This window comes from Actinoplanes sp. NPDC049548 (assembly GCF_040676695.1).
In the GTDB taxonomy this organism is placed as follows: domain Bacteria; phylum Actinomycetota; class Actinomycetes; order Mycobacteriales; family Micromonosporaceae; genus Actinoplanes.
Genome location: NZ_JBFAPM010000004.1, coordinates 173183 through 197308, shown reverse-complemented (window position 1 = coordinate 197308; position 24126 = coordinate 173183). Strand labels below are relative to the sequence as shown.

Sequence of the window (24126 nt, the reverse complement as noted above, 5' to 3'; positions counted from 1 at the left end):
TGTCACGGTCATGACCGATGTAGTGGCGGCGAAGTCCGGGACTCAGTGGACGATCGAGGCGGACGGCCACCGGGCCACCGTCGCCGAAGTCGGTGGCGTGCTGCGGGAGTACGCGGTGGGCGCCCGTGAGGTGCTGGACGGGTTCGGGCCGGACGAGATCTCGCCCGCGTGCGCCGGCCAGATCCTCGCGCCCTGGCCCAACCGCATCCGCGACGGCCATTACACGTTCGAGGGCACGACATATCAGCTTCCCCTCACCGAGCCGGACAAGCACAACGCGATCCACGGGCTCGCCAACTGGTCCCGGTGGCGCCTCGCGGAGCAGTCCGCCGGCTCGGTCACGCTCGAGTTCGACCTGCCGGCCCAGGTCGGCTACCCGTGGTCGCTGACGTTGCGCACCCGGTGGAGCGTCTCCGCCGACGGCCTGCGCGCCGAGCAGGAGGTCACGAACACCGGCGACGCGAACGCGCCGTGGGGCTTCTCGGTCCACCCGTACCTGCAGCTGCCGGGTGTGGCCGTGGACGACACGCTGCTGCGGGTCCCGGGGCGCAGCAGGATCCTCGCCGACCAGCGGCTGCTGCCCATCGGTGCCGTGCGGGTGGCCGGGACGGAGTTCGACTACACCGAGCCGCGACGCATCGGCAACGCCGTCCTCGACACCACCTGGGGCGACCTGGACACCGAGCCCGACGGCGGCTCCTCGGTCACCATCGCGGCACCGGACGGCAGCCAGGCCGTCACCGTCTGGGGCGACGCCGCCTTCAAGTGGTGGCAGGTGTTCAGCGGCGACACCCTGCACGGCGAGCGGTTCCGGCGGTCGCTGGCCATCGAGCCGATGACCTGCCCGCCGGACGCCTTCCGGTCCGGCCGCGACCTGATCGTGCTGGCGCCGGGGCAGACCTGGCGGGCGTCCTGGGGCATCCGGCCCGCGGCGGCCTGAGCCGTGGAGTTCGACGAGGTCCTGCGTCGGCGCCGGATGGTGCGCACGTACGACCCGGAGCGCCCCGTGCCCCCGGAGATCGTCGACAAGCTGGTCAAGCATGCGCTGCGGGCCCCGTCGGCCGGGTTCTCGCAGGGCTGGGGGTTCCTGGTGCTGCAGGAGCCCGAGGACCGCGAGCGCTACTGGTCGGTCACCGCGGCGGGCGGACCGGCGGACTCCTGGCTGCAGCGGCTGCGGACGGCACCTCTGATCATCGTGGCGCTCTCCAACAAGTCGGTCTACCTGGACCGGTACGCCCAGCCCGACAAGGGGTGGACCGACCGCGACGAGAGCCGGTGGCCGGTGCCGTACTGGGACGTCGACACCGGCTTCGCGGCGCTGCTCATGCACCTGACCGCGGTCAACGAGGGCCTGGGCTCGCTGTTCTTCGGCGTACCGGCGGAGCGCATCGCCGCTTTCCGGGACGCTTTTGGCATACCTGATGAATTCACCCCGGTCGGCGCGCTCTCCGTGGGCTATCCGGCCCCGGACAAGAGGTCACCGTCACTGCGCCGCGGGCACCGGCCGGTGGACGATGTGGTGCATCATGGCCGGTGGACCGCCGGGGGGACGACGGCGGCTCGCTAGGCTGGCAGGCGTACAGGCCCGTCCGCCGGGTAAGGCCAGAGCGAGGGACCGGAGGGGAGCGTGCCGTCGTGATCTTCAAAGCGGTACGGGACGGAGCGCCGTACCCCGACCATCACACGACGTTGAAGGCGTGGGCCGAGATCCCGCCCCGGCCGATCCGCCTGGCCGACCTGATCACCACCAAGCGTGAGCTGGCGCTCGACAAGCTTCTCGCCGAGGACTCGACCTTCTACGGCGACCTGTTCCCGCACGTCGTGGAGTGGAACGGCGGCCTCTATCTCGAGGACGGCCTGCACCGCGCCCTGCGGGCCGCGCTGCAGCAACGCAACCAGATCCACGCCAGAGTGCTCGTCATCGACAACTAACGCTGTTAGTTTTAACGGCATGGCCGTCTCACCGCTGGATCTGCTGGACCTCGATGACCTGCTGACCGACGAGGAACGCGACGTCCGCGAGCTCGCTCGCCGGATCGCCGACGACCGGGTCCGCCCGCACGTCTCCGACTGGTACGAGCGCGGCGAGGTACCCGTCCGTGACCTCGCCCGCGAGTTCGGCAAGCTGGGCTTCCTCGGCATGCACCTGACCGGGTACGGCTGCGCCGGCGCGTCCGCGGTGCAGTACGGCCTCGTCTGCCTGGAGCTGGAGGCCGCCGACTCGGGTGTCCGCTCGCTCGTGTCGGTCCAGGGCTCGCTCGCCATGTACGCCATCTGGAAGTTCGGCAGCGAGGAGCAGAAGCAGCAGTGGCTGCCCGGCATGGCCGCGGGGGAGCTGATCGGCTGCTTCGGCCTCACCGAACCCGACCACGGCTCGGACCCGGCGACCATGGCGACCCGCGCCCGCCGCGACGGCGACGACTGGGTCCTGCACGGCGGCAAGATGTGGATCACCAACGCGCCGCTCGCCGACGTGGCCGTGATCTGGGCCCGCGCCGAGGAGGGGATCGTCGGCTTCGCCGTGCCGACGGCCACCCGCGGTTTCTCGGTGCGGGAGGTCAAGAAGAAGCTGTCGCTGCGCGCCTCCGCCACCGGCGAGATCACCCTGGACGACGTGCGGCTGCCCGACTCCGCCCGGCTGCCGCTCGCGCGCGGGCTCAAGGCGCCGCTCTCCTGTCTCACCGAGGCCCGGTTCGGCATCGTCTGGGGCTCCCTCGGGGCCGCACGCGACTGCCTCGAGACGGCCCTGGCGTACGCGACCTCCCGCGAGCAGTTCGGCCGTCCGATCGCCGGGTTCCAGCTCACCCAGGCCAAGTTCGCCGACATGGCGCTCGAGCTGCAGAAGGGCTACCTGCTCGCGCTGCACCTCGGCCGGCGCAGCGACAGCGCGGGGCTGCGGCCGGAGCAGGTGAGCATCGGCAAGCTCAACAACGTCCGGGAGGCCATCAAGATCGCCCGTCAGTGCCGCACCATCCTCGGCGGCAACGGCATCAGCGGCGAGTATCCGGTGCTGCGGCACGCCAACAACCTCGAGAGCGTGCTCACGTACGAGGGAACTTCCGAGATTCACCAGCTCGTCATCGGGCAGAAATTGACCGGTCTGAACGCATTCGGGGGTTGAGCCGCTGCGGTTGTCGCACCCCGGCCGTACCGTTAGCACCATGGCCAACTCGAACGAGGTGGATGAGCCGACCAGGGAGTATCCGGCCGTGGCGGAGCCCGGGCCGGCGACGGCCGCCGAGCCGCCGCCGGAGCGGTCGCCCGGCATCGGCGGCTTCGCGCGCGTCGTCGTCTTCACCGGTGTGGTCTTCGCCGTCATCGTGGCGATGTGCCTGGGGCTGCGCGCGATCAACGTGCTGCCCAGCTTCGACAACCCGTTCGCCGACAAGACGACCGACCGCAGCCAGCCGGTCCTGCTCCAGTCGATGCGCGACCTCAGCCGTTACGTCGCCGCCGACGGGTCCTTCCAGGTGATCGTCGACCTGCAGGACAACAAGGAGAACATCCCGGACTTCCTGCTGAACAAGCGCACGCTGTTCGTCGGCGCGGGCACGGTCGAGGAGTACGTCGACTTCGGCCAGCTGTCGTCGAGCGCGCTGACCGTCGACGAGGAGAACAAGTCCGTCCAGATCAAGCTGCCACCGCCGCAGCAGGGCCAGGCCGCCCTGGACATGCAGCGCAGCTACGTCGTGGCGGAGGAGCGCGGCCTGCTCAACCGCATCGGCGACGCCTTCTCCAGCAACCCTGACCAGCAGCAGCGGGTCTACCAGCAGGCGCAGCAGCGGATCACGGAGGCTGCCCGCGCCAGCGGCCTGGACCAGCGGGCGCGGGACAACACCGAGAAGATGCTCACCAGCCTGTTCGAGCGGCTGGGCTACACCAAGGTCACCGTCGAGTTCACCAACCCGTGACCCGCGCCCCTCACTCGTTGGGCAGCATGACCCACAGGATCAGGTAGATCAGGAACTGCGGTCCGGGCAGCAGGCAGGAGAGCACGAAGATCAGCCGCATGATGCCGGAGGACACGCCGAAGCGGCGGGCCAGGCCGGAACACACGCCGGCGATCCATCGGTCGTCGCGGGGGCGGGCCAGTCGGCGAGCCATGTCATCCACTCCTTCGTCGTCGGCCGGGCAGTGTGCCTGACCTGCGATCCACGGTACGAGCGCGGGGCACCTGCGCCCTCGGTCGCGAGGGGGAGAAGGCGGCTCACATTCCCGTAAGGGCTCCCCGTACCCGTCACCGATCCGCTGTTAACATCGGGGCAATTCCGCCCCCTATGCGCTGCGGCTCCGGGCGGCTTCTGGTGGGAGGGATGTCGCGGTGACGCTCGCCGTTCTGTGCGGCAGCACCGGCAACGACCTCGACCCGGCCGCCGCCGGCAGGCTTGCCGACGAGCTGACCGTAGGACTGACCGCAGCCGGAGCGTCGGCGGTGCTCACCGCCGACGGGGGCGACGTCGCGGCGCAGCTGCGCGACATCGCGCGGATCGCGGCGGGCGCGAAGGAGCCGCTGCTGCTCTGCGCCGACGACCTGGTGGCGCATCCCAGTCTGCTGTGGACGCTCGCCACCGAGCCCGCCGGCCGCAGCACCGCCCTGGTCGCGGCCACCGCAACCGGCGCCGGCGGCGATCTTCGCGAGGACCGCGGCCGGCTGGTGCCCGCTGCCGACGGCCCCACCCGCTTCCTCGGTGCGCTCTGCCTCGCCCCCGGGGACCTGCGCCTGGTGGCGGCGGCCGCGGAGGAGGCCATCGTCGCCGGCGAGAACGGCGGCGCCACCGACGTGATGACCCGGGCGCCCTCGGTGGGCAACGCCCTCGAGGCACTGCTGCCCGCCCTGCTGGCGTCGGGGCTGGTGCCGATCGCCACCCGGGTACGCCTGCTGCACGCCGAACGCGTGCACACCGACGCCGAGCTGGCCGCGGCCCAGGCGGCGGTCGCGGCCGTCGACGAGGACAAGGCTCTGCTGCGGCTCGCCGTCAAGGAGAAGGACGACTTCTTCACCACGTACGCGGTCAGCTCCTGGTCGCCGCTGGTCACCAAGCTGTGCGCCCGCGCCGGCCTGACACCCAGCGGGGTCACCGCGCTGTCCGTGCTCTTCGCGGTCGCGGCGGCACTCGCCTTCTGGGAGGCGTCACGGCCCGCGATGATCGCCGGGGCCGTGCTGCTCTACCTCGGGTTCGTCCTCGACTGCGTCGACGGGCAGCTCGCCCGCTACACGCGGCGGTTCGGGGCCTTCGGCGGGTGGCTGGACACGATGGCCGACCGGGCGAAGGAGTATGCGGTCTACGCCGGGCTCGCCGCCGGAGCCGAGCGGGCAGGGCTCCCGTACGCCTGGCCGCTGGCCATCACCGCGATCGTCCTGCAGACCGTCCGCCACATGACCGACACCTGGTACGGGGCCCTGCACGACGAGGCCGCCGCCCGCCAGGCCGTGGGCACCGCCGGCAACGCCGACGCCGGCGGCGGGATGGGTGCCCGGCTCAGCCGCGCCTCCAACAAGGTGCAGGCCGACACCGGGTCGGCCGCGTACTGGCTGAAGCGGATCGTGGTCTTCCCGATCGGCGAGCGCTGGGCGTTGATCGCGGTTCTGGCGGCGCTGACCAACGGGCGGGTGGCCCTCGCCGCGGTCGTGGGCTGGGGGCTGTTCGCCGCCGCGTATACGTTGGGTCTGCGATCGTTGCGCTCGGTCGCCATGCGCGTCGGTGTGCTGGACACGGTCGACACCTCGCGGCACCGCGACGACGGCCGGCTGGTCCGCGGAACGGTGAGTGCCGCGGACCTGTCCCGGCCGCTGCTGTGGGCGGCGGTCGCCGCCATCGCTCCTCTCGCCCTGATCGGCGCGGTCGCGGCGGGCCGGGTGCCGCGCGGAACCCGGTGGGAGCTCGGGAGCATCGAGCTGGTCCGGGCCGGGAACGCGTCCCTGTGGCTCCTGGTCGCCGCGCTGCTGGTGCTCGGGGGCGGGCTGGCGGCGCGGGCGTCGCACGGCGGCCCGCTGGACTGGCTGGTGCCCGCGGGACTCCGAGCCGCGGAATACCTGATGGTCGTCGCGGTCGCGATGATCTGCGACGTGTCGCCGCCGGTGGCGTTCGCGCTGCTGTTCGTGCTCGCACTGCACCACTACGACCTGACCGCGAGGATGGAGAAGGGCGCGCCCGACGCGACCGCGAAGCGGGCCCTGCTCGGCTGGGACGGACGGGTCGTGCTGCTGGTGCTCTTCGCGCTGGCGGGTGCCGCGACGTTCGGGCAGCTGCTGCTGGCCGCCGGGACGGGCCTGGGGTTCCTGACGGGGGCGATACGCGACTGGCGAGGCGGGGGACGTCGATGACGCTGCTCAGCGTCGTGCTCCCGGTGTACAAGGTGCAGGGCTACCTGCGCCAGTGCCTGGACTCGCTGCTCGAGCAGTCGTTCGCCGACTTCGAGGTGGTGGCGGTCGACGACTGCTCGCCCGACCACAGCGGCGCCATCCTCGCCGAGTACGCCGCCCGCGACCCCCGCGTCCGCGTGCTCTCGCTCCCTGAGAACGTGGGCCTGGGCCAGGCCCGCAACGCCGGCCTGGACCACGCCGTGGGCGAGTACGTCTGGTTCGTCGACAGCGACGACTGGCTCGCCCAGGGTGCCCTGAGCGCCGTCGCGGACCGGATCGCCGACACCGGGGCGGACGTGCTGGTGGTCGGCTTCGACCGGGTGAACTGGGACGGACAGGTGGTCGTGCCCAGGGCGGGGCGGCTCCTCGCCCAGGCGCCCGAGACGTTCACGGCGGAGCAGTGGCCGCGGATCCTCGACACGCTGCACGTCGCCTGGAACAAGGTCGTGCGCCGCGACCTGCTGCTCAAGCTCGGCTTCCGCTTCGGCACGGGCTGGTACGAGGACGTCTCGTTCACCTTCCCCCTGCTCGCCGCGGCTCCCCGGATCAGCGGCCTGGGCCGGATCTGCGTGCACTACCGCCAGCGCCGCACCGGCGCGATCACCCGTACCCTCGACGACCGCCACTTCGAGGTCTTCGACCACTGGGGTCACGCGATGACGCTGGTCGACGAGTACAGCGACAGTGCCGGGGCACTGCGGCCGGTGCTGTTCCAGCGCATGATGTGGCACTACCTGGTGGTGCTGCGCAACGCCCAGCGGGTGCCCAAGGCGTCCCGCCGGCGCTTCTTCGACCGGATCACCGAGGACTACCACCGCTACCGGCCGGTCACCGGCTACCGGGCTCCGCCGGGTGCCATGGGACTGCGGCACCGGTTCGTGGCCCGAGGGGCGTTCCTGCCCTTCCAGGTGATGCAGCGGGCCATCCGCGTGGTCCGGGCCGTCGACCGGGTCCGGCGCGTGCCGGTGGTCAAGGCGAAGGGACTCGCCAAACGGGTACGCCAAGCCGCGTACCAGGCGTACTACCGGGCGCAGCTGCGGCTTCCCGTGGACCGGAACCTCGCCCTGTACGCCGCGTACTGGTATCGCGGGGTGACCTGCAACCCGGCCGCCATCGCGCGCAAGGCGGCCGAACTGGCACCCGGCGTGCGCAGCGTGTGGGTCGTGGGCCGGGGGCGGGTCAGGACGGTTCCGGCCGGCACGGAGTACGTGGTCGCCGGCTCGCTGGCCTACTACCGCGCGCTGGCCCGGGCCCGCTGGCTGGTCAACAACGTCAACTGGCCGAACTGGGCGGTCAAGCGCAGGGGCACCACGCACGTGATGACCCATCACGGCACGCCGCTGAAGATGATGGGCATGGACCAGGCCGACCACCCGGCGGCCGCGAAGGACCAGGACTTCCACGCCCAGATGCGGCGGGCGGACCGCTGGGACTTCAGCATCTCGGCGAACGCGCACACGACGGTCGCCTGGGACCGGGCCTATCCGTGCCGCCACGAGACGCTCGAGGTCGGCTATCCCCGCAACGACCGGTTGGCGACCGCGACGCCGGCCGACACCGCCGCGGTACGGGAGAAGCTCGGCATCCGGCCGCACGAGCGCGCCGTCCTCTACACGCCGACGCACCGCGAGTGGCTGCCGCTGGGCCGGCAGGTGCTGGACCTCGAGGCGTTCGCCGACACCCTCGGCCCGGACACCGTGCTGCTGGTACGCGCCCACTACTTCTATGTGAGCGCGGAACAGCCGGCGCAGGCCCGGCGCGGACGGATCGTGGACGTGTCGGCGTACCCGGTGGTCGAGGACCTGTATCTCGCCGCGGACGTGATGATGACCGACTACTCGTCCGCGATGTTCGACTTCGCGGTGCTCGACCGGCCGCTCGTGATCTACGCGCCGGACTGGGCGGCGTACAGGGAGTTGCGCGGGGTGTACTTCGACCTCATGGAGCTTCCGCCGGGGCCGGTCGCCACCAGCCTCGCCGAGCTGGTCGAGGTGTTCGCCACCGGTGCGTACGAAGGTGCAGACGCCGGGCGGGATCGGGCACGGTTCCGCGAGCGGTTCTGCTACCTCGACGACGGGAGGGCCGCCGAGCGGGTGGTCCGCCGCGTCCTGCTGGGCGACGACGCTGGGTGACCGCCCGGTCAGACATTTACAGCTGTGACGATTTGGTGACGGACCGCGAATGGCCGTTCACCCGATGGCACGTATTGAAGGGTCTGGTCACGCTAAGCCATCGTCGCAGCTCACATGCAGGAGGTTGACGGTGTCCACCGTCGCGCTCAAGGACGTCACGAAGGTCTGGCCGGACGGGACCGTGGCGGTCGACAGGGCCAGCCTCGACGTGCAGGACGGCGAGTTCATGGTCCTGCTCGGGCCGTCCGGATGTGGGAAGTCGACGATCCTGCGGATGATCGCCGGCCTCGAGGACCCCACCGCCGGTGCCATCCTGCTCAACGGCGAACCGGTGATGGACCTGGCACCGCGGGACCGGCGGATCGCCATGGTGTTCCAGGACTTCGCGCTGTACCCGCACATGACGGTCGGCGACAACATCGGTTTCCCGCTCAAGCTCTCCGGCGTCGAGCCCGGTTCCCGCGGCGAGCGGATCGGCGACGTGGCCAGCGCTCTCGGGATCGGGGACGTGCTCGGCCGCAAGCCCGGCCAACTCTCCGGCGGCCAGCGCCAGCGGGTCGCCATGGGCCGCGCGATCGTGCGCCGCCCCGGCCTCTTCCTCATGGACGAGCCCCTGTCGAACCTGGACAGCGGCCTGCGGGCCGAGCTGCGCGCCGAGATCACCAGCCTCACCCGCGAGCTCGGCGTCACGACCATGTACGTGACCCACGACCAGGCCGAGGCGCTCACCATGGCCGACCGGGTCGCGATCATCCGCAAGGGCGTCCTGCAGGACCTGGGCACCCCGACCGAGGTGTACGGCCGCCCGGCCACCCTCTACGTGGCCGCCTTCCTCGGCTCGCCCCGGATGAACCTGCTCGAGGCCTCGGTGTACGTGCACCTCGACCGCTACATCGCCCTCAACTTCGGCGAACAGGCGCTCTACCTGCCGTGGAGCGACATCCGCGCGCGGGCGATCTCGCACTACCACGGCGAGCGGATCGTCGTCGGGATGCGGGCGGAGGCGCTCACCCCGGTCGCCCCCGACAGCCCGGGGGACGTGCTCCAGGGCCGGATCCGCTACCTCGAGCACCACGGTCACGAGTCGCTGGCGTTCCTCGACATCGGCGCCACCGCGATCGTCGTCGACGAGCTCGGCAAGGGCGTCACCGACGCGGCCCCGGCCGGCGGCCCGTTGCGGCGCCTCGGCGGGGCATTGCAGCGGCTCACCGGCCGGGGGGACCGGGCCCTGCTGGAGCGGGAGGAGACCGAGAAGGCCTCGGTGCTCAGCGACCCGGGCCGGCATCACCGGCGGCCGGCCGAGCTCGCCGTGCGGCTGGCGCCCTATCCGGCCGTCTCGCCGGGGCATCCGCTGGCGATCAGCGTACGGATGGACGCCCTGCACTTCTTCGACGAGCGCGGGGACCGCATCGATATCGGCTGGCGCTGAAGAAGACATTTACCCAGCAAGACCCCATACGGCGCTGCCCGTGCGATAAGACGGGGCGGTGCCGTTGACACGGTGCCGTAACGTTCGCCGCACGTCGGTGCGATGGCGTATCGACGTCACACACCTGAAGGGTGGCGACAATGGCGAACGCATCCGGATTGCTGGTGATCGAGAGAATCCTGCGCGACAGACAGGGGATCTGGCAGCAGGTCGTCGAGGATCGGGCACTGTCGAAGCTCACCGGGCAGATGATGCTCAGCACGGTGATCGCCCTGGCCTGCTACGGGGCGGTGCTCGGCTCCTTCCACAGTGTCCTCATGGCGCTGACCTCCGCGGTGAAGCTGCCGCTGCTGTTCCTCGTGACGCTGGCGATCTGCCTTCCCACGCTCTACCTGTTCAACCTCGTCTTCGGGGCGCGGCTGTCCGTACGCCAGTCCCTTGCCCTGGTCATGGTGGCGCTGACGGTGACCGCCATGCTCGCGGTGGCGTTCGCGCCGATCGCGCTGTTCTTCCTGATCACGGCACCTGACTACGGCTTCTTCAAGCTGCTCAACGTCGCGATCCTGGCGCTGTCGGCGCTGGTCGGGCTCCGCTTCCTCACCGGCGGCATGCGGGTGCTCAACGAGCACGGCCTGCTGGCGCCCGAGAAGAAGGAGACGCCGGCCGAGGCGCCGGTCAGCCCCGCGGTCACGGCCCCGGCTCCCGAGCCCGTCGCAGTGGGCGCCGCCCCGAACGGAAGCCCCGCGCCCGCTCCCGTGCAGGTGCCGCCGGGTTACATGCTCACGCCCGTCGGCGCTCCTCGCCCCGCGCCCCGGCCGGCCCTGCAGAGGCAGCCGGCGCCGCCGAGCATGGCCCTGCTCTACGTGTGGATCCTGCTGTTCGGCTTCGTCGGTACGCAGCTCGCCTGGACCCTGCGGCCGTTCTTCGGTAGCCCCGGCATGAAGTTCAGCCTGTACCGCGACATCGACGGCAACTTCTACGCGGAGATCTTCCGGACCCTGTCGCATCTCTTCTGATCGACTCGTCGGGCTCCGACGGCTGCCACGGAGGCGGTACACAGCGTAGGCTGCTCGGCGGTGGAGGAAACCGTCGACCGCGAAGTGCTGCGTCCGGCTCCGGGCAGGGAGCCGTCGGACGCCGTTGCCTCGCACCAAAATCCCGGTGGGAGCGCGCTGCTCGACCAGGTCTTCGGCCACGACGACATCACCCTGCTGCGCCACGAGGTGCTCCAGCGGCTCGAGCCGGGCCTGCTCGGCGACCGCCTGGACGGCTTCGTCCTCGCCATCAACGAGGTGATCACCAACGTCGTGCTGCACGCGGGCGGGAGCGGGCGGCTCGTGCTGTCCCGCACCGCCACCGCGGTGTGGTGCACCGTCACGGACTCGGGCCCCGGCATCCCCGAGGAGCACCGGCACCCCCCGGAGGCGCCGGGGGCGTTCGAGGACGGCGGCCGGGGCATCTGGCTGGCGTACCAGCTGTGCGACGAAGTCACGATGGCGACCGGCCCAATTGGGACAACTATCGGACTGCGCATCGACCTGCCCGCCCGGCTATCGACGTCTGACCTGCTCAACGGGGCCTCGGCCGGCGGCTGAACACGGCATGAAACGCCGTGGAAATGTCGACATCCGTATTCAAGCGTGTTCGCCATCTGAGGCGACTACATTAGGCCGGTGCTCGGACTACCTCCTCACGTGACGGCATGCCTTTTCGATCTCGACGGTGTGCTCACCCAGACCGCCCTGGTCCACAACGCGGCATGGAAACAGACCTTCGACGCGTTTTTGCAGGCATGGTCCGCGCAGAACGGACAGCCGTTCGTGCCGTTCGACTCCGGCGCCGATTACCATCGATACGTCGACGGTAGGCAGCGCGCCGACGGGGTACGCACCTTCCTGGCCTCGCGCGGCATCACCCTGCCGGAAGGCACACCGGACGACGGTCCCGACGAAGAGACCGTCAACGGCGTCGGCAACCGCAAGAACCTGCTGGTCCTGCAGAAGATCCAGGAAGGGGCCGTACAGGTCTATCCCGGATCCGTCGACTACCTGCACGCCGCCGTGGACGCCGGCCTGCGCCGCGCGGTCGTGTCCGCGAGCGCCAACTGCAAGGACGTGCTGGAGGCCGCAAAGATCGCGGACCTCCTCGAAGCGCGCGTGGACGGTGTGGTCGCACGTGCAGAACACCTGCCCGGGAAGCCGGCGCCGGACACGTTCTTGCACGGCGCGAAGCTCCTCGGCGTACCGCCGGAGAACTGTGCCGTCTTCGAGGACGCCCTTGCGGGTGTCGAGGCGGGCAGGGCCGGCGGCTTCGGCATCGTGATCGGCGTGGACCGGGTCGGTCAGGCCGACGCGCTGCGCGAGCACGGCGCCGACATCGTGGTGCAGGATCTCGCCGAGCTCCTGACCCGATAGCACCCCCATACGACTTCTTCTCTTCTCAGTTGCGAGAGGCACCACCGTGATCCGTGAACGGGCCTACCCCGTCGACCCCTGGCACATCCGGGAGACCCGGCTGGACCTGGATCTCCTGGCCCAGTCAGAGTCGGTCTTCGCCCTGGCCAACGGCCACATCGGCATCCGCGGGAACCTGGACGAGGGCGAGCCGCACGGCCTGCCCGGCACCTACCTCAACTCGTTCTACGAGCTGCGGCCGCTGCCGTACGCCGAGGCCGGTTACGGCTTCCCCGAGTCGGGTCAGACGATGGTCAACGTGACCAACGCCAAACTCATGCGGCTGCTCGTCGACGACGAGCCGTTCGACGTGCGCTACGGCGACCTGCGCTCCCACGAGCGCACCCTGGACCTGCGCGCCGGCACCCTCGAGCGCATCGTGGAGTGGGTCTCGCCCTCCGGGCAGGCGATCCGGGTCCGCACCGTGCGCATGGTGTCCTTCACCCAGCGCTCGGTCGTGGCCTTCCTCTACGAGGTCGAGCCGATCGACTCCACCGCGCGGCTGATCCTGCAGTCCGAGCTCGTGGCCAACGAGCAGCTGCCGCCGACCAGCAAGGACCCGCGCGTCGCGGCGGTGCTCGACCACCCGCTGCAGGCCGAGGAGATGCTGGAGCAGCGCACCGGCGGGCTGCTCGTGCACCGCACCAAGGCCAGCGACCTGCGCATGGCGGCGGCCATGGAGCACCTCGTCGAGGCGCCCGGCAAGCACGCCGTCACCACCGAGGGGCACCCGGACTGGCTGCGTACCACCGTCGCCTGCAAGCTCGAGCCGGGGCAGAAGCTGCGGGTCGTGAAGCTGGCCGCGTACGGCTGGTCCAGCAACCGCTCGCTGCCCGCCGTGCGCGACCAGGTCGGCGCCGCCCTGGCCAGCGCCCGGCTGGACGGCTGGGAGGGCCTGATGGAGGCCCAGCGCGAGTACCTCGACGAGTTCTGGGACCACTCCGACGTACGCGTCGAGGGCGACCCCGAGGTGCAGCAGGCGGTCCGCTTCGGCCTGTTCCACACGCTGCAGGCCGGTGCCCGGGCCGAGAAGCGCCCGATCGGCTCCAAGGGCCTCTCCGGGCCCGGCTACGACGGCCACACTTTCTGGGACGCCGAGACGTTCGTGCTGCCGGCGCTGACCTACACCCAGCCCTCGGCCGCGGCCGACGTGCTGCGCTGGCGCCACTCCACGCTGGACCTCGCCAAGGAGCGCGCGCAGACCCTGGGCCTGCAAGGCGCGGCCTTCCCGTGGCGCACCATCCGCGGGCAGGAGTGCTCGGCGTACTGGCCGGCCGGCACCGCGGGCTTCCACATCGGCGCCGACATCGCCGACGCGGTCCGCCGCTACGTCTCGGCCACCGCCGACTACGACTTCGAGCGCGAGGTCGGCCTGGAGCTGCTGGTGGAGACCGCCCGGCTGTGGCGTTCCCTGGGCCACCACGACCGGCACGGCCGCTTCCACATCGACGGTGTGACCGGCCCGGACGAGTACACGGCGGTCGTGGACGACAACGTCTACACCAACCTGATGGCCCAGCAGAACCTCTTCGCGGCGGCGGACGCGGCCAAGCGCCACCCCGACCTGGCCCGCAAGCTCGGCGTCGACGACGAGGAGTCCGCCTCGTGGCGCGACGCCGCGGCCGCGGTGCATATCCCCTACGACCGCGAGCTGGGCGTCCACCAGCAGTCGGAGGGCTTCACCCGCCTGCAGGAGTGGGACTTCGAGAACACGCCGCCGGAGGCGTACCCGCTGCTGCTCAACTACCCGTACTTCGACCTCTACCGCAAGCAGGTCGTCAAGCAGGCCGACCTGGTCATGGCCATGTACGTGCGCGGCGACGCCTTCACTCCGGAGGAGAAGGCCCGCAACTTCGCGTACTACGACGCCCGCACGGTGCGCGACTCGTCGCTGTCGGCGTGCATCCAGGCGGTCATCGCGGCGGAGGTCGGCTTCGTCGAGCTCGCCCACGACTACCTCGGCGAAGCCGCCCTGATGGACCTGCACGACCTGCACCAGAACGCCCGCGACGGCGTCCACGTGGCGTCGCTGGCGGGCTCCTGGATCGCGCTCGTCGCCGGCCTGGGCGGCATGCGCGACTACAACGGCCAGCTGTCCTTCGCCCCGCGCCTGCCGAGCCGGATCAGCAACCTGGAGTTCTCGCTGCTGTGGCGGGGGCTGCGGCTGCGGGTCGAGGTCGCGCCGGAGGAGGTCACCTACTCGCTGCGCAACGGCGGCGGGTCGGCGCGCCTCGAGCTGCTGCACCACGGCAAGGAGGTGACGGTGACGCAGGTGAAGCCGGTCGTGCTGCCGATCCCGCCGGCGCCGCCGACCGGTCCGGCACCGTCGCAGCCGGCCGGGCGTGCTCCGGTCCGGCGGGCTTCGGGGCTGTAGGTCAAGGTCAAGAGCTTCATGTCGTAGCTCGGTGGGGGTGCAGACCGCAACTCCCGTCGAGGCCGGGCCCGGAGATCCCATCGCCTAGCGGCTCAGGGACGGATCTCCGGGCCCTTCATTCTGCGTAAATGGGAAAACCCCAAGCACGTAGAAGCCCCCGCCAGAAGAGGACGGGGGCTTCGTCGCGTGGGGCGCGGCTAGAGCATGGAGATGTGGACGTGGTCCGTGTGGTTGGACGGTCCGTGGTACTTCTTCCAGCCCGTCGCCGGGAACCAGATCATCCGGTTCCAGATGACGTACAGGATGCCGAGCCGGTCGGCGTTGCGGACGGCGAACGCCATCAGGTTGTTGCCGTACTCGCGGGTGTCCTGGTTGTGCCAGGGGGAGAAGCCGCTCTTCTGCAGGGACCAGTCGCAGGCTCGGCCCTTCGGATGCTCGAACGGCCCGCCGTCGCGGTGACAACCGACGAAGCGGTTGAAGCCCGCCTTCCTCACCTCTTTGTACATGTGCAGGGTGCGCGAGGTGATGCAGCCGCCCGTCGTCGGGTCGTCGACGTTGCAGGGCAGGGGGCCGAACTCGCCGTCGGCGTTGCGCGGTGCGGGCGCCGCCACGCGGGACTTGGCCAGCACGAAGCCGCCCGTCACCGTATCGCCGCCGACCAGCGCGAGAGCCTTCTCGGCCGACTCCTTCTGCTTCTTCATCGACTCGAGGTTCTGCTTCTGCGCCTTGACCTCCTGGTCCAGGCGCGTCTTCGCGGTGGCGACCTCGTTGATGGCCCCGTCCAGCTCGCGCAGCTTGCCGTCGTTGAGGGCGTTGATCTCCTCGAGCGAGACGGCTTTCTCGATGAAGGCGTCGGGCGAGCGCACGTTGAGCAGGAAGCCCATGGTGCTGAGACCGCCCGTGCGGTACTGCTGCGCCGCGACCGCGCCGACCTGGGGCAGGAGCGCGTCGCGCTTGGCCTCCGCGTTCTTGACCTGCAGGGCGAGCGCGAGCTGACTCTTGGTCGACTTCGCGACCGCCGACTTCGCGGCCAGGAAACGCCGGCCCGTGTTGTCGAGCAGGTCGTTGAGCATGGGGTTGTCGTCGCCGTCGTCGGCGGTCGACGAGTTTCCTCCGCCCGGCGCCGCACTCGCGGGCGCGCCGGGGGCAGCGATCATGGTGACCGCGGCTAGCGAAGCCAGGGCGAGGACCAGCCACCGGCGGGGTCTTGCCGTCATCCAGTTTCCTTCCGTGTTGCCGCCGACCGGGTTAGCTGACGGGTTCGGGACGGAAGCGATCCCTACCGCTGGTTCAGCGGATTCACCCCATTACCAGGTGGTTCCCCGATTCGCCTCACGGCGATTGAGCGGTGGTCCGCCGGCACCTTGGGGGCGGTGCCTTCCTGGCGTGACCGGCCGAAAGTTTACCCGACTCCGGGCCGGTCACCAGCGGTCGCGGCGTCGGCAAAACTGTTACGACGCAACGACTTTGCGTCACCACTCGATGGAATGACCCTGGTCATATTCCGTCGCGCGAAATCTGACGGCCCGTGGTCGATTGATTGCGAAGAGTGCGAGACCTGTCGATTCAAGAAAACCATGGGTATCGTTCGTCACGGTTCCATCACGGAACCGCCGCCTAATCGCCGAAAGGCGAGCCGGGGACCCATCCGGTAATGGGGTGAATCCGCAGCTCCCTGCGGTAGGGATCACTTCCGTCCCGAACCCGTCAGCTAACCCGACCGGCGGCCGACGGAAGGAACGCACGTGAGGCTCGACCCTGTCCGCCGGCGATTAGCGACCCTGCTCGCGGTCCTCGTCGCCACCTCGGGGCTGGCACTCGTCGCCCCGGCAGCGGCCACCGCCGCGCCCCGCCCGCTCGCCGCGCCGGGAGGCTCCGGCGACGACGGGGAGGGCGGCTCCAAGTCCCTCGTCGAACAGCTCGAGGCGGCGTCGAAGGGCTTCGTCGAGGCCAAGGAGGCGCTCGACCGCTCGAAGAAGCGCCAGCAGGAGCTGGTCGCCAAGCTCAAGGAGATCGACGCCGACCTCGGCCCGAAGCAGGGTGCGCTCGACGAGATCGTGCAGCGGACGTACCGCACCGGCCGGCTCGGCCCGATGAGCGCACTGCTCACCGCCGACTCCACCGGCACCCTGCTGGACCGGGCGCAGACGCTGCAGACCGTCGCGATGAAGCAGGACCGCGCGATCCGCGACCTCAAGGACGCCCGCAGCAAGCAGGAGCAGGCGAAGCTCGCGATCGACGCGGCGATCCGCGACCAGCAGAAGCAGCTCACCATCATGGCCAAGCGCAAGACGCAGGCCGAGAGCGCGCTCAAGGCGCACAACGCGGCCGCGGCCGACGATGGCAGCCCCAGCACCGACAGCTCACCCAGCAGCGGGTCCAGCGGCGGCAGCAGCGCCCTCGCGGCACCCGCGCCGCGCAACTCCGACGGGTCGCTGCCGGGCGAGTCGTGCAGCGTCAACGACCCGACGACCAGTGGCTGCATCACGCCGCGGACCCTGCACGCCATGAAGGAGGCCAAGGCGGACGGCTTCACCCGCTTCGTGGCCTGCTTCCGGCACCAGAACAGCGGTGAGCATCCCAAGGGCCGGGCCTGCGACTTCGCGGCCGACCGCAACGGCTTCGGCGGCGTGGCGACGGGCAGCAGCCGCACGTACGGCAACCGGCTGGCGAACTACTTCATCCGCAACTCGAGCCGGCTCGGCGTGCTCTACGTCATCTGGTTCGAGCGGATCTGGCTGCCGTCCAGCGGCTGGAAGGCGTACACCCGGGGCCAGGGTGACCCGTCCAGCGACCACACCAACCACGTGCATCTGTCGATGAGATGACCCGGGGCGGGGCGTACGTCACTTCTTGACGTACGCCTCGTACTCCTTCAGCACCTCTTCGGTGGGGCCGTCGCCGCGGATCAGGCCGGACTCGAGCCAGATGCAGCGCTCACAGGTGTCCCGGATCGACTGCTCGCTGTGGCTGACCAGGAACACCGTGCCGGCCTCGGCGCGCAGATCCCGGACCCGCTGCTCGCTGCGCTTGCGGAACTTGGCGTCACCGGTCGCCAGGGCCTCGTCGATCAGCAGCACGTCGTGCTTCTTGGCCGCCGCGATCGAGAACCGCAGCCGGGCGGCCATGCCCGACGAGTACGTCCGCATCGGCAGCGAGCTGAAGTCGCCGCGCTCGTTGATGCCGGAGAAGTCGATGATGTCCTTGACCTGGGACTTCACCTCGGCGGGCGACATGCCCATGGCGAGGCAGCCGAGCACCACGTTGCGCTCGCCGGGCAGGTCGTTCATCAGCGCCGCGTTGACGCCGAGCAGCGACGGCTGGCCGGCCGCGTAGATGGCGCCCTTCTCGACGGGCAGCAGGCCCGCGATGGCGCGCAGCAGGGTCGACTTGCCGGAGCCGTTCGTGCCGATCAGGCCGATCGCCTCGCCCTTGTACGCGACGAAGCTCACGCCCTTGATCGCGTGTACCTCCCGCAGCGTGGCGGGCTTGGCGCCGGTGATGATCCGCTTGAAGCTGGCGAGCGGGCTGCCCGTACCGGCGGCGCCGGCCTGGTGGACCCGGTAGACGACGTGGGCGTCGTCCACGATCACGGTGGGTTCGCGCTGGTCAGCCACGGCCGTAGCCCTTCTCTCCGCGCCAGAAGTACACGTAGCCGCCGATGCCCACCACCAGGGTCCAGCCGATGGCCTCCAGCCACAGGACCAGCGGCGGAGCGGCGAGCTTCACGTCCTCCATCAGGGCGTGGCGCATCAGCTCGATGAACACGAGCAGCGGGTTCGCCTCGACCACCGCGAGCTTCCAGCCGCCGAGCGCCTCCTCGAACTTGTGGACGGGGTAGAGCACGGCGGACCCGTACAGCCAGATCCGCATGATGAACGGCACCAGCTGCTTGAAGTCGGCGACCTTGGAGCCCAGCCGGGCCGCGGCCATGGCGAGGCCCGCGTTGAACACCGACTGGAGCACGAAGATCGGCACGGCGAGCAGCCACTCCAGGGTGATCGGCTCCATGATGCCGACGATGATCATGAGGACGGCGATCGAGGCGAGCATGTTGCGGACCTCGACCATGGCGATCGCCAGCGGAAGGCTGGCTCGTGGGAAATGCAGGGCCCGGATGAGTCCCAGGTTTCCGCTGATCGCCTGGATTCCCGCCTGCACCACCGACTGGGTGAACTGGAAGATGAAGACGCCGGTGCACAGGTAGGCGATGAAGTTGTCGACGTCCCGCGACTGTTTGAGGACGAGCCCGAAGATCAAGTAGTAGACGGCCGCGTTGATCAGCGGTGTCAGCACCTGCCAGAGCATGCCGAGCCGGGTCTTGCCCAGCGACGAGGTGACCTTGGCGTTCGCGTACGAGGCGATGAAGTGCCGGTACGCCCACAGCTGGCGCGTGTACGCGGGCAGGCTCGGCAGTTTGCCGGCCGCGCCGAGGCCGTGCCGGCGGGCCAGCTCTCTCAGAGGGATGCCGGTGTCGGAATCGGCGACCGCCGTCTGGGACATGGGGTGGCGCTCCGATCTGGTCGGTCCGTCAGGGGTCGTGGACCTGGATGACTTGCGCGGGAACACACTAAACAGTCTGACGCGATGAAACGCCATCGTATCGACGTTGGCTCGAACTTATCCGACGCAACGTCGAAACGCAACCGTTGCGTCCTGGCGTATAGTGACCTGGTGGCGACAGCGAAACGTGCACCCGCCGGGGCGGCGGTGCTCCGCGGTGACATCACCGCGGCCATCCGGAACGCGGTGATGAACGAGCTGGCCGAGGTCGGCTACGGCAGGCTCTCCATCGAGGCGGTGGCGCGCCGGGCCGGGGTGGGCAAGACCGCTGTCTACCGCCGGTGGAGCAACAAGCTGGAGATGGTACTCGAGATCGTCTCCGGAGTGGCGGAGCGCAGCGTGCCGATGCCCGACACCGGCAGCTTCGCCACCGACCTGCAGCTGCTGATGTTCATCGTCAGCAAGGCCCTGCAGCACCGCATCGCCTCGCAGATCATCCCGGACCTGATGGCCGAGGCGGCGCGGACACCCAAGATCGCCGAGACGCTGCAGCGCGCCCTGCGTACCCATCAGCTCGCGGTCGGCGAGAAGATCGTCGGCCAGGCGGTCGAGCGGGGTGAGCTGCCGCCGGGCACCGACCCGGACATCGCCGTCGACCTCATGCTCGGCCCGCTGTACTGGCGGCTCGCGGTCTCGCGGACCCCGATCGACGACGACTACCTGGAGAAGCTCGTGGCAGCCGTCACGGCTGCACTGCGAGGCAGCCCGCCGGCGTCATGATGGCCGCCGTGATCTGCTCCGGTGCCATCGGCCGGGCGAAGTGGAAGCCCTGCGCCCGGACGTAACCCAGATCACCGAGCTTCTCGGCCTGCGCCGAGGTCTCCACGCCCTCCGCGACGGCCTCCACGCCCATCGCGCGGGCGATCTGCAGCACCGCCCCCGCGATGGCGTCCGGGCCCGGCACCGGCGCGAACGACCGGTCCAGCTTGATCTGGTCCACCGGGCAGTTCGCCAGCAGGCTGAGCGTCGAGGCGCCGGTGCCGAAGTCGTCCAGCGACAGCCGTACGCCCATCGTCCGCAGCGCGCGCAGCGTCTCCGCGGTCGCCCCGCCGCCGACCGCCGTCGACTCGGTGATCTCGATGGTCAGCCGGCCCGGCGCGAGACCGGTCTCCCGCAGCACCGCGGCCACGTCGGCGGCGAACGAGGCGTCCTGCAGCTGACGTGCCGAGGCGTTCACCGACATCGAGCCCGGTGCCAGATCGCCCAGCTCGGCGATCCAGGACGCGGCCTGCCGGCACGCCTCGCGCAGCACCCAGCGGCCGATCGGCACGATCATCCCGGTCAGCTCGGCGCCCGGGATGAACTCGCCCGGCCCCAGCAGTCCCCGTTCCGGGTGCGCCCAGCGGACCAGCGCCTCCACGCCGGTGAGGCGTCCCTCCGGCAGGGCCACCACGGGCTGGTAGTGCAGGACGAGCTCGTCACGCTCGAGCGCGGTCGTCAACGCGGTGGTGATCCGGCGCCGCTCCGCCCCGCGAGCCTCCGAGCCGGGCCGGTAGCGCTGGTAACGGCCGCCGCCGCGCTCCTTCGCCTCGTACATGGCGATGTCGGCCTGACGCAGCAGGTTGCCGGCGTCGTCGCCGCCGCGGCCGTCGACGACGCCGAAGCTCGCCCGCACGGCCAACAGGTGCCCCTCGACGTCCACGGGTACGGCCAGCGCCTCGGTGATGCGCTCCAGCACCCGGTCGACGTCGCGGCCGCCCAGCCCCTCGAAGAGGATCGCGAACTCGTCGCCGCCCAGGCGCGCCACCGTGTCGGTCGGCCGTACGCTCGCCTTCATCCGCTCGGCGACCGCGATGAGCAACTCGTCGCCGGAGGCGTGCCCGAGCGTGTCGTTGACGGTCTTGAAGTCGTCGAGGTCGACGAGCACGATGCTCAGCCGCTGGCCCCGGCCGGTGTGCGCCGAGGCAGCCGCGAGCCGCTCGCCGAAGAGGGCCCGGTTGGCCAGGCCGGTGAGGACGTCGTGGCTCGCCTCGTAGCTGAGCCGCTCGTGCGCCTGGACCGTCTCGGTGACGTCTCGGCAGTTGCTGACGATGCCCGCGACGCCCGGCTCGTCGACCAGGTTGGCGCTGATCACTTCCAGGGTCCGGTACGAGCCGTCCGCGTGCGCCACGCGTACCCGGTAGGTCGTCGTGGCGCCCGGGTAGACGGCGATCCGGGTCATGTGCCCGGCGACGGCGACCCGGTCGTCCGGGTGCATCCGGTGCACGAGGTTCGAACCGATCACCGAACCGGGGTCGCTGCCGAGCACGCGCCGCACGGCCGGACTGACGTAGGTGAGCCGCCCGTCGGCGTCGGTGATGGTCACGACGTCCGTGGAGTTCTGCACCAGCAGGCGGAAGCGCTGCTCCTGGTTGCGCAGCTCGAGCATGTGCTCGTCGAGGCGGGCGAGCACCTCGTCGTTGCGGCGCGACCCGCCCAGCTGGCGGACGATCACGAGCGCGGTGAGCGCCGCGGCCGCACCGCCGGCCACGGCCAGCGGCAGGACGCCGCGGACCGTGAGCACGAGGAGCAGCCAGGCGGCACCGGCGACCGCCAGTGACCGGAGGATCAGCGGCAGCCGCCGGTCCCGCACGCAGATGCGGGGCTGGGCGGTCATGACACTCCTCTCGCGCCGGGACGTTGCCCCCGCACGATCGGCTCTCAGGACCGCGGGATGAGCATTACGCCTGGGGAGCCGCGTTCAGGAGATCCAGGACACTGTGCTGACAGCTGTGGTTCGTGCTGACGTACGGGCCGGCCCAGTGACTGCCGTACGCGTCGAACGTCGTTCGGTCGTTCGCGTACGCCGAATCCGCCTGTCGTCGCAGGTAGGCGTCGTAGGGGCGCCCGACCGCCGCGTTGAGCACCCCGAGCCCGCGAACGAACGCGCCCTTGAACGACACCCCGTCGCCGCTGCACTGGTCCGGTTCGTTCGGCTCCCGGAGAATGCCGTTCGCGTTCAGGTACGTGCTGGTCGTGGCCGCGTCCGCCACCCGGCGCGCCACCGCGAGCGCCTCGGTGTCCCCCGTGAGCTTGTTGAGCTGCACCAGGGCGTTGATGAGCACGCCCTGGTTGTACGTCCAGGTGACGTCGCCGTTGTTCTTGCAGGTGTTCAGGTTCAGGCCGTCGTTCACCAGGTTCGAGCCGTTGATCATGCCGCTGCCCCGGAACCACGCCCAGCCCGCCTGCGCCCGGCCCCGATACACGGTGTCGCCCCCGATGCGCTGCGACAGGGCCGCGTTGAGCTGAATGTAGAGACTGTTCGCGATGGCGTTCTTCGCCGTGCGACCGGTGTTCCAGTACACGCCCCCACCGCACTTCGTGTCCCAGTACGCGAACATGTGGTCGGCGTCGGCCCGTGCGGTGTTCAGGTAGCGGCTCTGGCCCGTGCGGTCGTACGCGGCCACCCAGGCCAGCCCCCACCACCCGCTGTCGTCCAGGTAGTCGTTGCGGAACTGGCCCTGCGCGCTGTTGATCTGCTTGTCGTACGTCCCGGCGATCGCATAGTCGTAGCTGTGCATACCGGAGATGCGGCTGGTGTCGATGAGGGCGGTGAGCGCGTTCGCACCGGTCCACCAGCCGTTCGTGTCGAACAGGCCCGTGCCACGGTCGTATCGCATCATCAGCGCGGTGGCCGCAGCCGTCCGGCGGTCCCAGGCGTTCCAGGTGCTGCGCGCCCACGCGGTGCAGACGATCTCCGGACGGTCGCCGGCCTTGCCGCAGGCCCGGAGCACGCCGACGCCCTGCGCGTTCCAGTCATCGACGTTGTACATGGCGGTACGCCAGCCGCCGGCGCCGGCCGGGACCGAGGTGTCACCGAGCCTGCTGTCCCCGTTCCAGGTGCGCCCGCCGTCGAAGGAGCGGTCCAGCCACACCTGGTCGCCGGGCTGCCCGCCGTCCACCGACGCCCAGATCATGGCGTCGGCGTCATCGACGTGGACCTTGAAGGACCGGCCGTAGAGGCCGGTGCTGACGGGAACCCGGTCGCCGGGGGAGAGCGCGGGGTCACGACCGTCGCAGTAGCGGTTGCAGACCGTCGCGGCCAGGGCGGCGCCGGTCGTCTGGAGTTGCAGGGCGGCGGTGGCGGTGATGGCCGCGGCCGCGATCCACTTCCGGTGGTGCATGGGGATGTCCCCTCTCCTGCGGGGCTGTTAACAGTTAATAAACTTGAAATATTGTTAAGCGTCAATGCCGCGCGAAAATCTCAAGCCAGGGTCGCCGCGCGGAAGTCTCAAGCCAGGGTCGCCGCGCGGAAATCTCAAGCCGGGGTCAAGGGGACCGAAAGGAGAGGTCCCGCCCACGAACGACCCCCGGAGCGCCATGCGAACCTCGCACGTCGACGCGACGATCTTTCCGACCGCGGCCCTGCTCGCCCTGGCGTTCGGCGGCACCGAGAAGATCCACGGCGGTCCGCTGCCGCTTCCCGCGGAGCCGGCCGAGGACTTCGCCGGCCTGTGGCGCACCGCCGACGGCACCGTGCGGCTCAGCCTGAGCGAGGACTGGTCGTACGAGGGCAGCATCGCCGGCCGCCGCCGCAGCGCCCGGGGGACGTACCGCCGCGACTCCGGTGGGCTGGTGCTGAACGACGAGTCGGGGCTGCGTACCCGGGTCGTACTGGCCGAGGACGCTCTGGAGATGGCGGGGCACCAGCTCTACAAGGCCTGAGCCCCTGGTCCGACTCGCTCAGCATCCGGTGCGAGGCTGCTGAGCGTCTGGTCCGGCTCCGCTCGGCGGGGTGGTCCGGCTCCGCTCGGCGGGGTGGTCCGGCTCCGCTCGGCGGGGTGGTCCGGCTCCGCTCGGCGGGGTGGTCCGGCTCCGCTCGGCGGGGTGGT

The 24126-nt window shown here is 70.5% G+C and carries 21 protein-coding genes and 2 riboswitches; of the genes, 15 read left to right on the top strand and 6 right to left on the bottom strand.

All coding sequences use genetic code 11. The features are described 5' to 3' along the window. The first annotated feature begins 10 nt into the window (after window positions 1-10). From AB0J80_RS10720 to AB0J80_RS10700, 5 genes are all read left to right on the top strand, one after another. Window positions 11-940, top strand: a complete 930-nt coding sequence (locus AB0J80_RS10720) for an aldose 1-epimerase family protein (protein ID WP_364703092.1) — start codon at window positions 11-13, stop codon at window positions 938-940. 3 nt (window positions 941-943) lie between these two features. Then, window positions 944-1567 carry a nitroreductase family protein gene (locus AB0J80_RS10715; protein WP_364703090.1) on the top strand — a complete coding sequence of 208 codons (624 nt, stop codon included), beginning with the start codon at window positions 944-946 and terminating at the stop codon, window positions 1565-1567. Window positions 1568-1635: 68 nt separating this feature from the next. Beyond that, entirely contained in the window at window positions 1636-1932 is a 297-nt protein-coding gene (locus AB0J80_RS10710; RefSeq protein WP_189205918.1) for a type II toxin-antitoxin system VapB family antitoxin, read from the top strand. Window positions 1933-1951: 19 nt separating this feature from the next. Next, window positions 1952-3121 (top strand): acyl-CoA dehydrogenase family protein, encoded by a 1170-nt coding sequence (locus tag AB0J80_RS10705; RefSeq protein ID WP_364703087.1) that lies wholly within the window; start codon window positions 1952-1954, stop codon window positions 3119-3121. Between the two features lie 40 nt (window positions 3122-3161). Continuing rightward, window positions 3162-3911, top strand: coding sequence for a DUF4230 domain-containing protein (locus tag AB0J80_RS10700; RefSeq protein ID WP_364703086.1), 750 nt, complete (start codon window positions 3162-3164; stop codon window positions 3909-3911). A 10-nt stretch (window positions 3912-3921) separates the two neighbouring features. On the opposite strand, the gene AB0J80_RS10695 is transcribed toward AB0J80_RS10700, so the two are convergent. After that, complete coding sequence (locus tag AB0J80_RS10695) at window positions 3922-4104, bottom strand: PspC domain-containing protein (protein ID WP_364703083.1); 183 nt, start codon at window positions 4102-4104, stop codon at window positions 3922-3924. A 217-nt stretch (window positions 4105-4321) separates the two neighbouring features. Between AB0J80_RS10695 and AB0J80_RS10690 the strand changes: the two genes are divergently transcribed. The 7 genes from AB0J80_RS10690 (at window position 4322) to AB0J80_RS10660 (ending at window position 14752) form a co-directional block, all read left to right on the top strand. Continuing rightward, complete coding sequence (locus AB0J80_RS10690) at window positions 4322-6325, top strand: DUF5941 domain-containing protein (RefSeq protein WP_364703080.1); 2004 nt, start codon at window positions 4322-4324, stop codon at window positions 6323-6325. Beyond that, the gene (locus tag AB0J80_RS10685) at window positions 6322-8496 is read left to right on the top strand and encodes a bifunctional glycosyltransferase family 2 protein/CDP-glycerol:glycerophosphate glycerophosphotransferase (RefSeq protein WP_364703078.1); all 2175 of its coding nucleotides are present in this window, start codon (window positions 6322-6324) and stop codon (window positions 8494-8496) included. The genes AB0J80_RS10690 and AB0J80_RS10685 overlap by 4 nt, the downstream gene beginning before the upstream one ends. Before the next feature lie 130 nt (window positions 8497-8626). After that, on the top strand, window positions 8627-9925 hold the full coding sequence (locus AB0J80_RS10680) for an ABC transporter ATP-binding protein (RefSeq protein WP_364703075.1): 1299 nt from the start codon (window positions 8627-8629) through the stop codon (window positions 9923-9925). A gap of 140 nt (window positions 9926-10065) precedes the next feature. Further along, the gene (locus AB0J80_RS10675) at window positions 10066-10941 is read left to right on the top strand and encodes a hypothetical protein (RefSeq protein WP_364703073.1); all 876 of its coding nucleotides are present in this window, start codon (window positions 10066-10068) and stop codon (window positions 10939-10941) included. A gap of 60 nt (window positions 10942-11001) precedes the next feature. Further along, window positions 11002-11520: an ATP-binding protein gene (locus tag AB0J80_RS10670; RefSeq protein WP_364703070.1), complete on the top strand. Its 519-nt coding sequence runs from the start codon at window positions 11002-11004 to the stop codon at window positions 11518-11520. Window positions 11521-11598: 78 nt separating this feature from the next. Further along, window positions 11599-12339 carry a beta-phosphoglucomutase family hydrolase gene (locus AB0J80_RS10665; RefSeq protein WP_364703068.1) on the top strand — a complete coding sequence of 247 codons (741 nt, stop codon included), beginning with the start codon at window positions 11599-11601 and terminating at the stop codon, window positions 12337-12339. A 46-nt stretch (window positions 12340-12385) separates the two neighbouring features. Beyond that, window positions 12386-14752 carry a glycoside hydrolase family 65 protein gene (locus AB0J80_RS10660; RefSeq protein WP_364703065.1) on the top strand — a complete coding sequence of 789 codons (2367 nt, stop codon included), beginning with the start codon at window positions 12386-12388 and terminating at the stop codon, window positions 14750-14752. A 197-nt stretch (window positions 14753-14949) separates the two neighbouring features. Here the strand turns inward: AB0J80_RS10660 and AB0J80_RS10655 are convergent, their stop codons facing one another. Next, window positions 14950-15969 (bottom strand): hypothetical protein, encoded by a 1020-nt coding sequence (locus tag AB0J80_RS10655; RefSeq protein WP_364703062.1) that lies wholly within the window; start codon window positions 15967-15969, stop codon window positions 14950-14952. A gap of 4 nt (window positions 15970-15973) precedes the next feature. Then, window positions 15974-16110: riboswitch (cyclic di-AMP (ydaO/yuaA leader) on the bottom strand. A gap of 246 nt (window positions 16111-16356) precedes the next feature. After that, window positions 16357-16494: riboswitch (cyclic di-AMP (ydaO/yuaA leader) on the top strand. A 3-nt stretch (window positions 16495-16497) separates the two neighbouring features. Between AB0J80_RS10655 and AB0J80_RS10650 the strand changes: the two genes are divergently transcribed. After that, window positions 16498-17580 (top strand): hypothetical protein, encoded by a 1083-nt coding sequence (locus AB0J80_RS10650; RefSeq protein ID WP_364703059.1) that lies wholly within the window; start codon window positions 16498-16500, stop codon window positions 17578-17580. A gap of 18 nt (window positions 17581-17598) precedes the next feature. Here AB0J80_RS10650 and AB0J80_RS10645 read toward each other — a convergent pair whose 3' ends face one another. Both AB0J80_RS10645 and AB0J80_RS10640 read right to left on the bottom strand, forming a co-directional pair. After that, window positions 17599-18369 (bottom strand): ABC transporter ATP-binding protein, encoded by a 771-nt coding sequence (locus AB0J80_RS10645; protein ID WP_364703057.1) that lies wholly within the window; start codon window positions 18367-18369, stop codon window positions 17599-17601. Beyond that, window positions 18362-19255, bottom strand: a complete 894-nt coding sequence (locus tag AB0J80_RS10640) for an ABC transporter permease (protein WP_364703054.1) — start codon at window positions 19253-19255, stop codon at window positions 18362-18364. The genes AB0J80_RS10645 and AB0J80_RS10640 overlap by 8 nt, the downstream gene beginning before the upstream one ends. Window positions 19256-19426: 171 nt before the next feature. On the opposite strand from AB0J80_RS10640, the gene AB0J80_RS10635 reads away from it, so the two are divergent. Next, entirely contained in the window at window positions 19427-20035 is a 609-nt protein-coding gene (locus AB0J80_RS10635; protein WP_364703051.1) for a TetR/AcrR family transcriptional regulator, read from the top strand. On the opposite strand, the gene AB0J80_RS10630 is transcribed toward AB0J80_RS10635, so the two are convergent. Beyond that, window positions 19998-21911, bottom strand: coding sequence for an EAL domain-containing protein (locus AB0J80_RS10630; RefSeq protein ID WP_364703048.1), 1914 nt, complete (start codon window positions 21909-21911; stop codon window positions 19998-20000). The genes AB0J80_RS10635 and AB0J80_RS10630 overlap by 38 nt on opposite strands. A 64-nt stretch (window positions 21912-21975) precedes the next feature. After that, complete coding sequence (locus AB0J80_RS10625) at window positions 21976-23418, bottom strand: glycoside hydrolase family 76 protein (RefSeq protein ID WP_364703045.1); 1443 nt, start codon at window positions 23416-23418, stop codon at window positions 21976-21978. 196 nt (window positions 23419-23614) lie between these two features. Here AB0J80_RS10625 and AB0J80_RS10620 point away from each other — a divergent pair, with 196 nt between their 5' ends. Then, the gene (locus AB0J80_RS10620) at window positions 23615-23959 is read left to right on the top strand and encodes a hypothetical protein (RefSeq protein ID WP_364703042.1); all 345 of its coding nucleotides are present in this window, start codon (window positions 23615-23617) and stop codon (window positions 23957-23959) included. Window positions 23960-24126 lie beyond the last annotated feature (167 nt).

Coding starts and splice junctions, on each gene's coding strand:
- AB0J80_RS10720 (WP_364703092.1), top strand. CDS start 11: ATGACCGATGTAGTGGCGGCGAAGTCCGGGACTCAGTGGACGATCGAG.
- AB0J80_RS10705 (WP_364703087.1), top strand. CDS start 1,952: ATGGCCGTCTCACCGCTGGATCTGCTGGACCTCGATGACCTGCTGACC.
- AB0J80_RS10700 (WP_364703086.1), top strand. CDS start 3,162: ATGGCCAACTCGAACGAGGTGGATGAGCCGACCAGGGAGTATCCGGCC.
- AB0J80_RS10695 (WP_364703083.1), bottom strand. CDS start 4,104: ATGGCTCGCCGACTGGCCCGCCCCCGCGACGACCGATGGATCGCCGGC.
- AB0J80_RS10685 (WP_364703078.1), top strand. CDS start 6,322: ATGACGCTGCTCAGCGTCGTGCTCCCGGTGTACAAGGTGCAGGGCTAC.
- AB0J80_RS10675 (WP_364703073.1), top strand. CDS start 10,066: ATGGCGAACGCATCCGGATTGCTGGTGATCGAGAGAATCCTGCGCGAC.
- AB0J80_RS10655 (WP_364703062.1), bottom strand. CDS start 15,969: ATGACGGCAAGACCCCGCCGGTGGCTGGTCCTCGCCCTGGCTTCGCTA.
- AB0J80_RS10640 (WP_364703054.1), bottom strand. CDS start 19,255: ATGTCCCAGACGGCGGTCGCCGATTCCGACACCGGCATCCCTCTGAGA.
- AB0J80_RS10630 (WP_364703048.1), bottom strand. CDS start 21,911: ATGACCGCCCAGCCCCGCATCTGCGTGCGGGACCGGCGGCTGCCGCTG.
- AB0J80_RS10625 (WP_364703045.1), bottom strand. CDS start 23,418: ATGCACCACCGGAAGTGGATCGCGGCCGCGGCCATCACCGCCACCGCC.
- AB0J80_RS10620 (WP_364703042.1), top strand. CDS start 23,615: ATGCGAACCTCGCACGTCGACGCGACGATCTTTCCGACCGCGGCCCTG.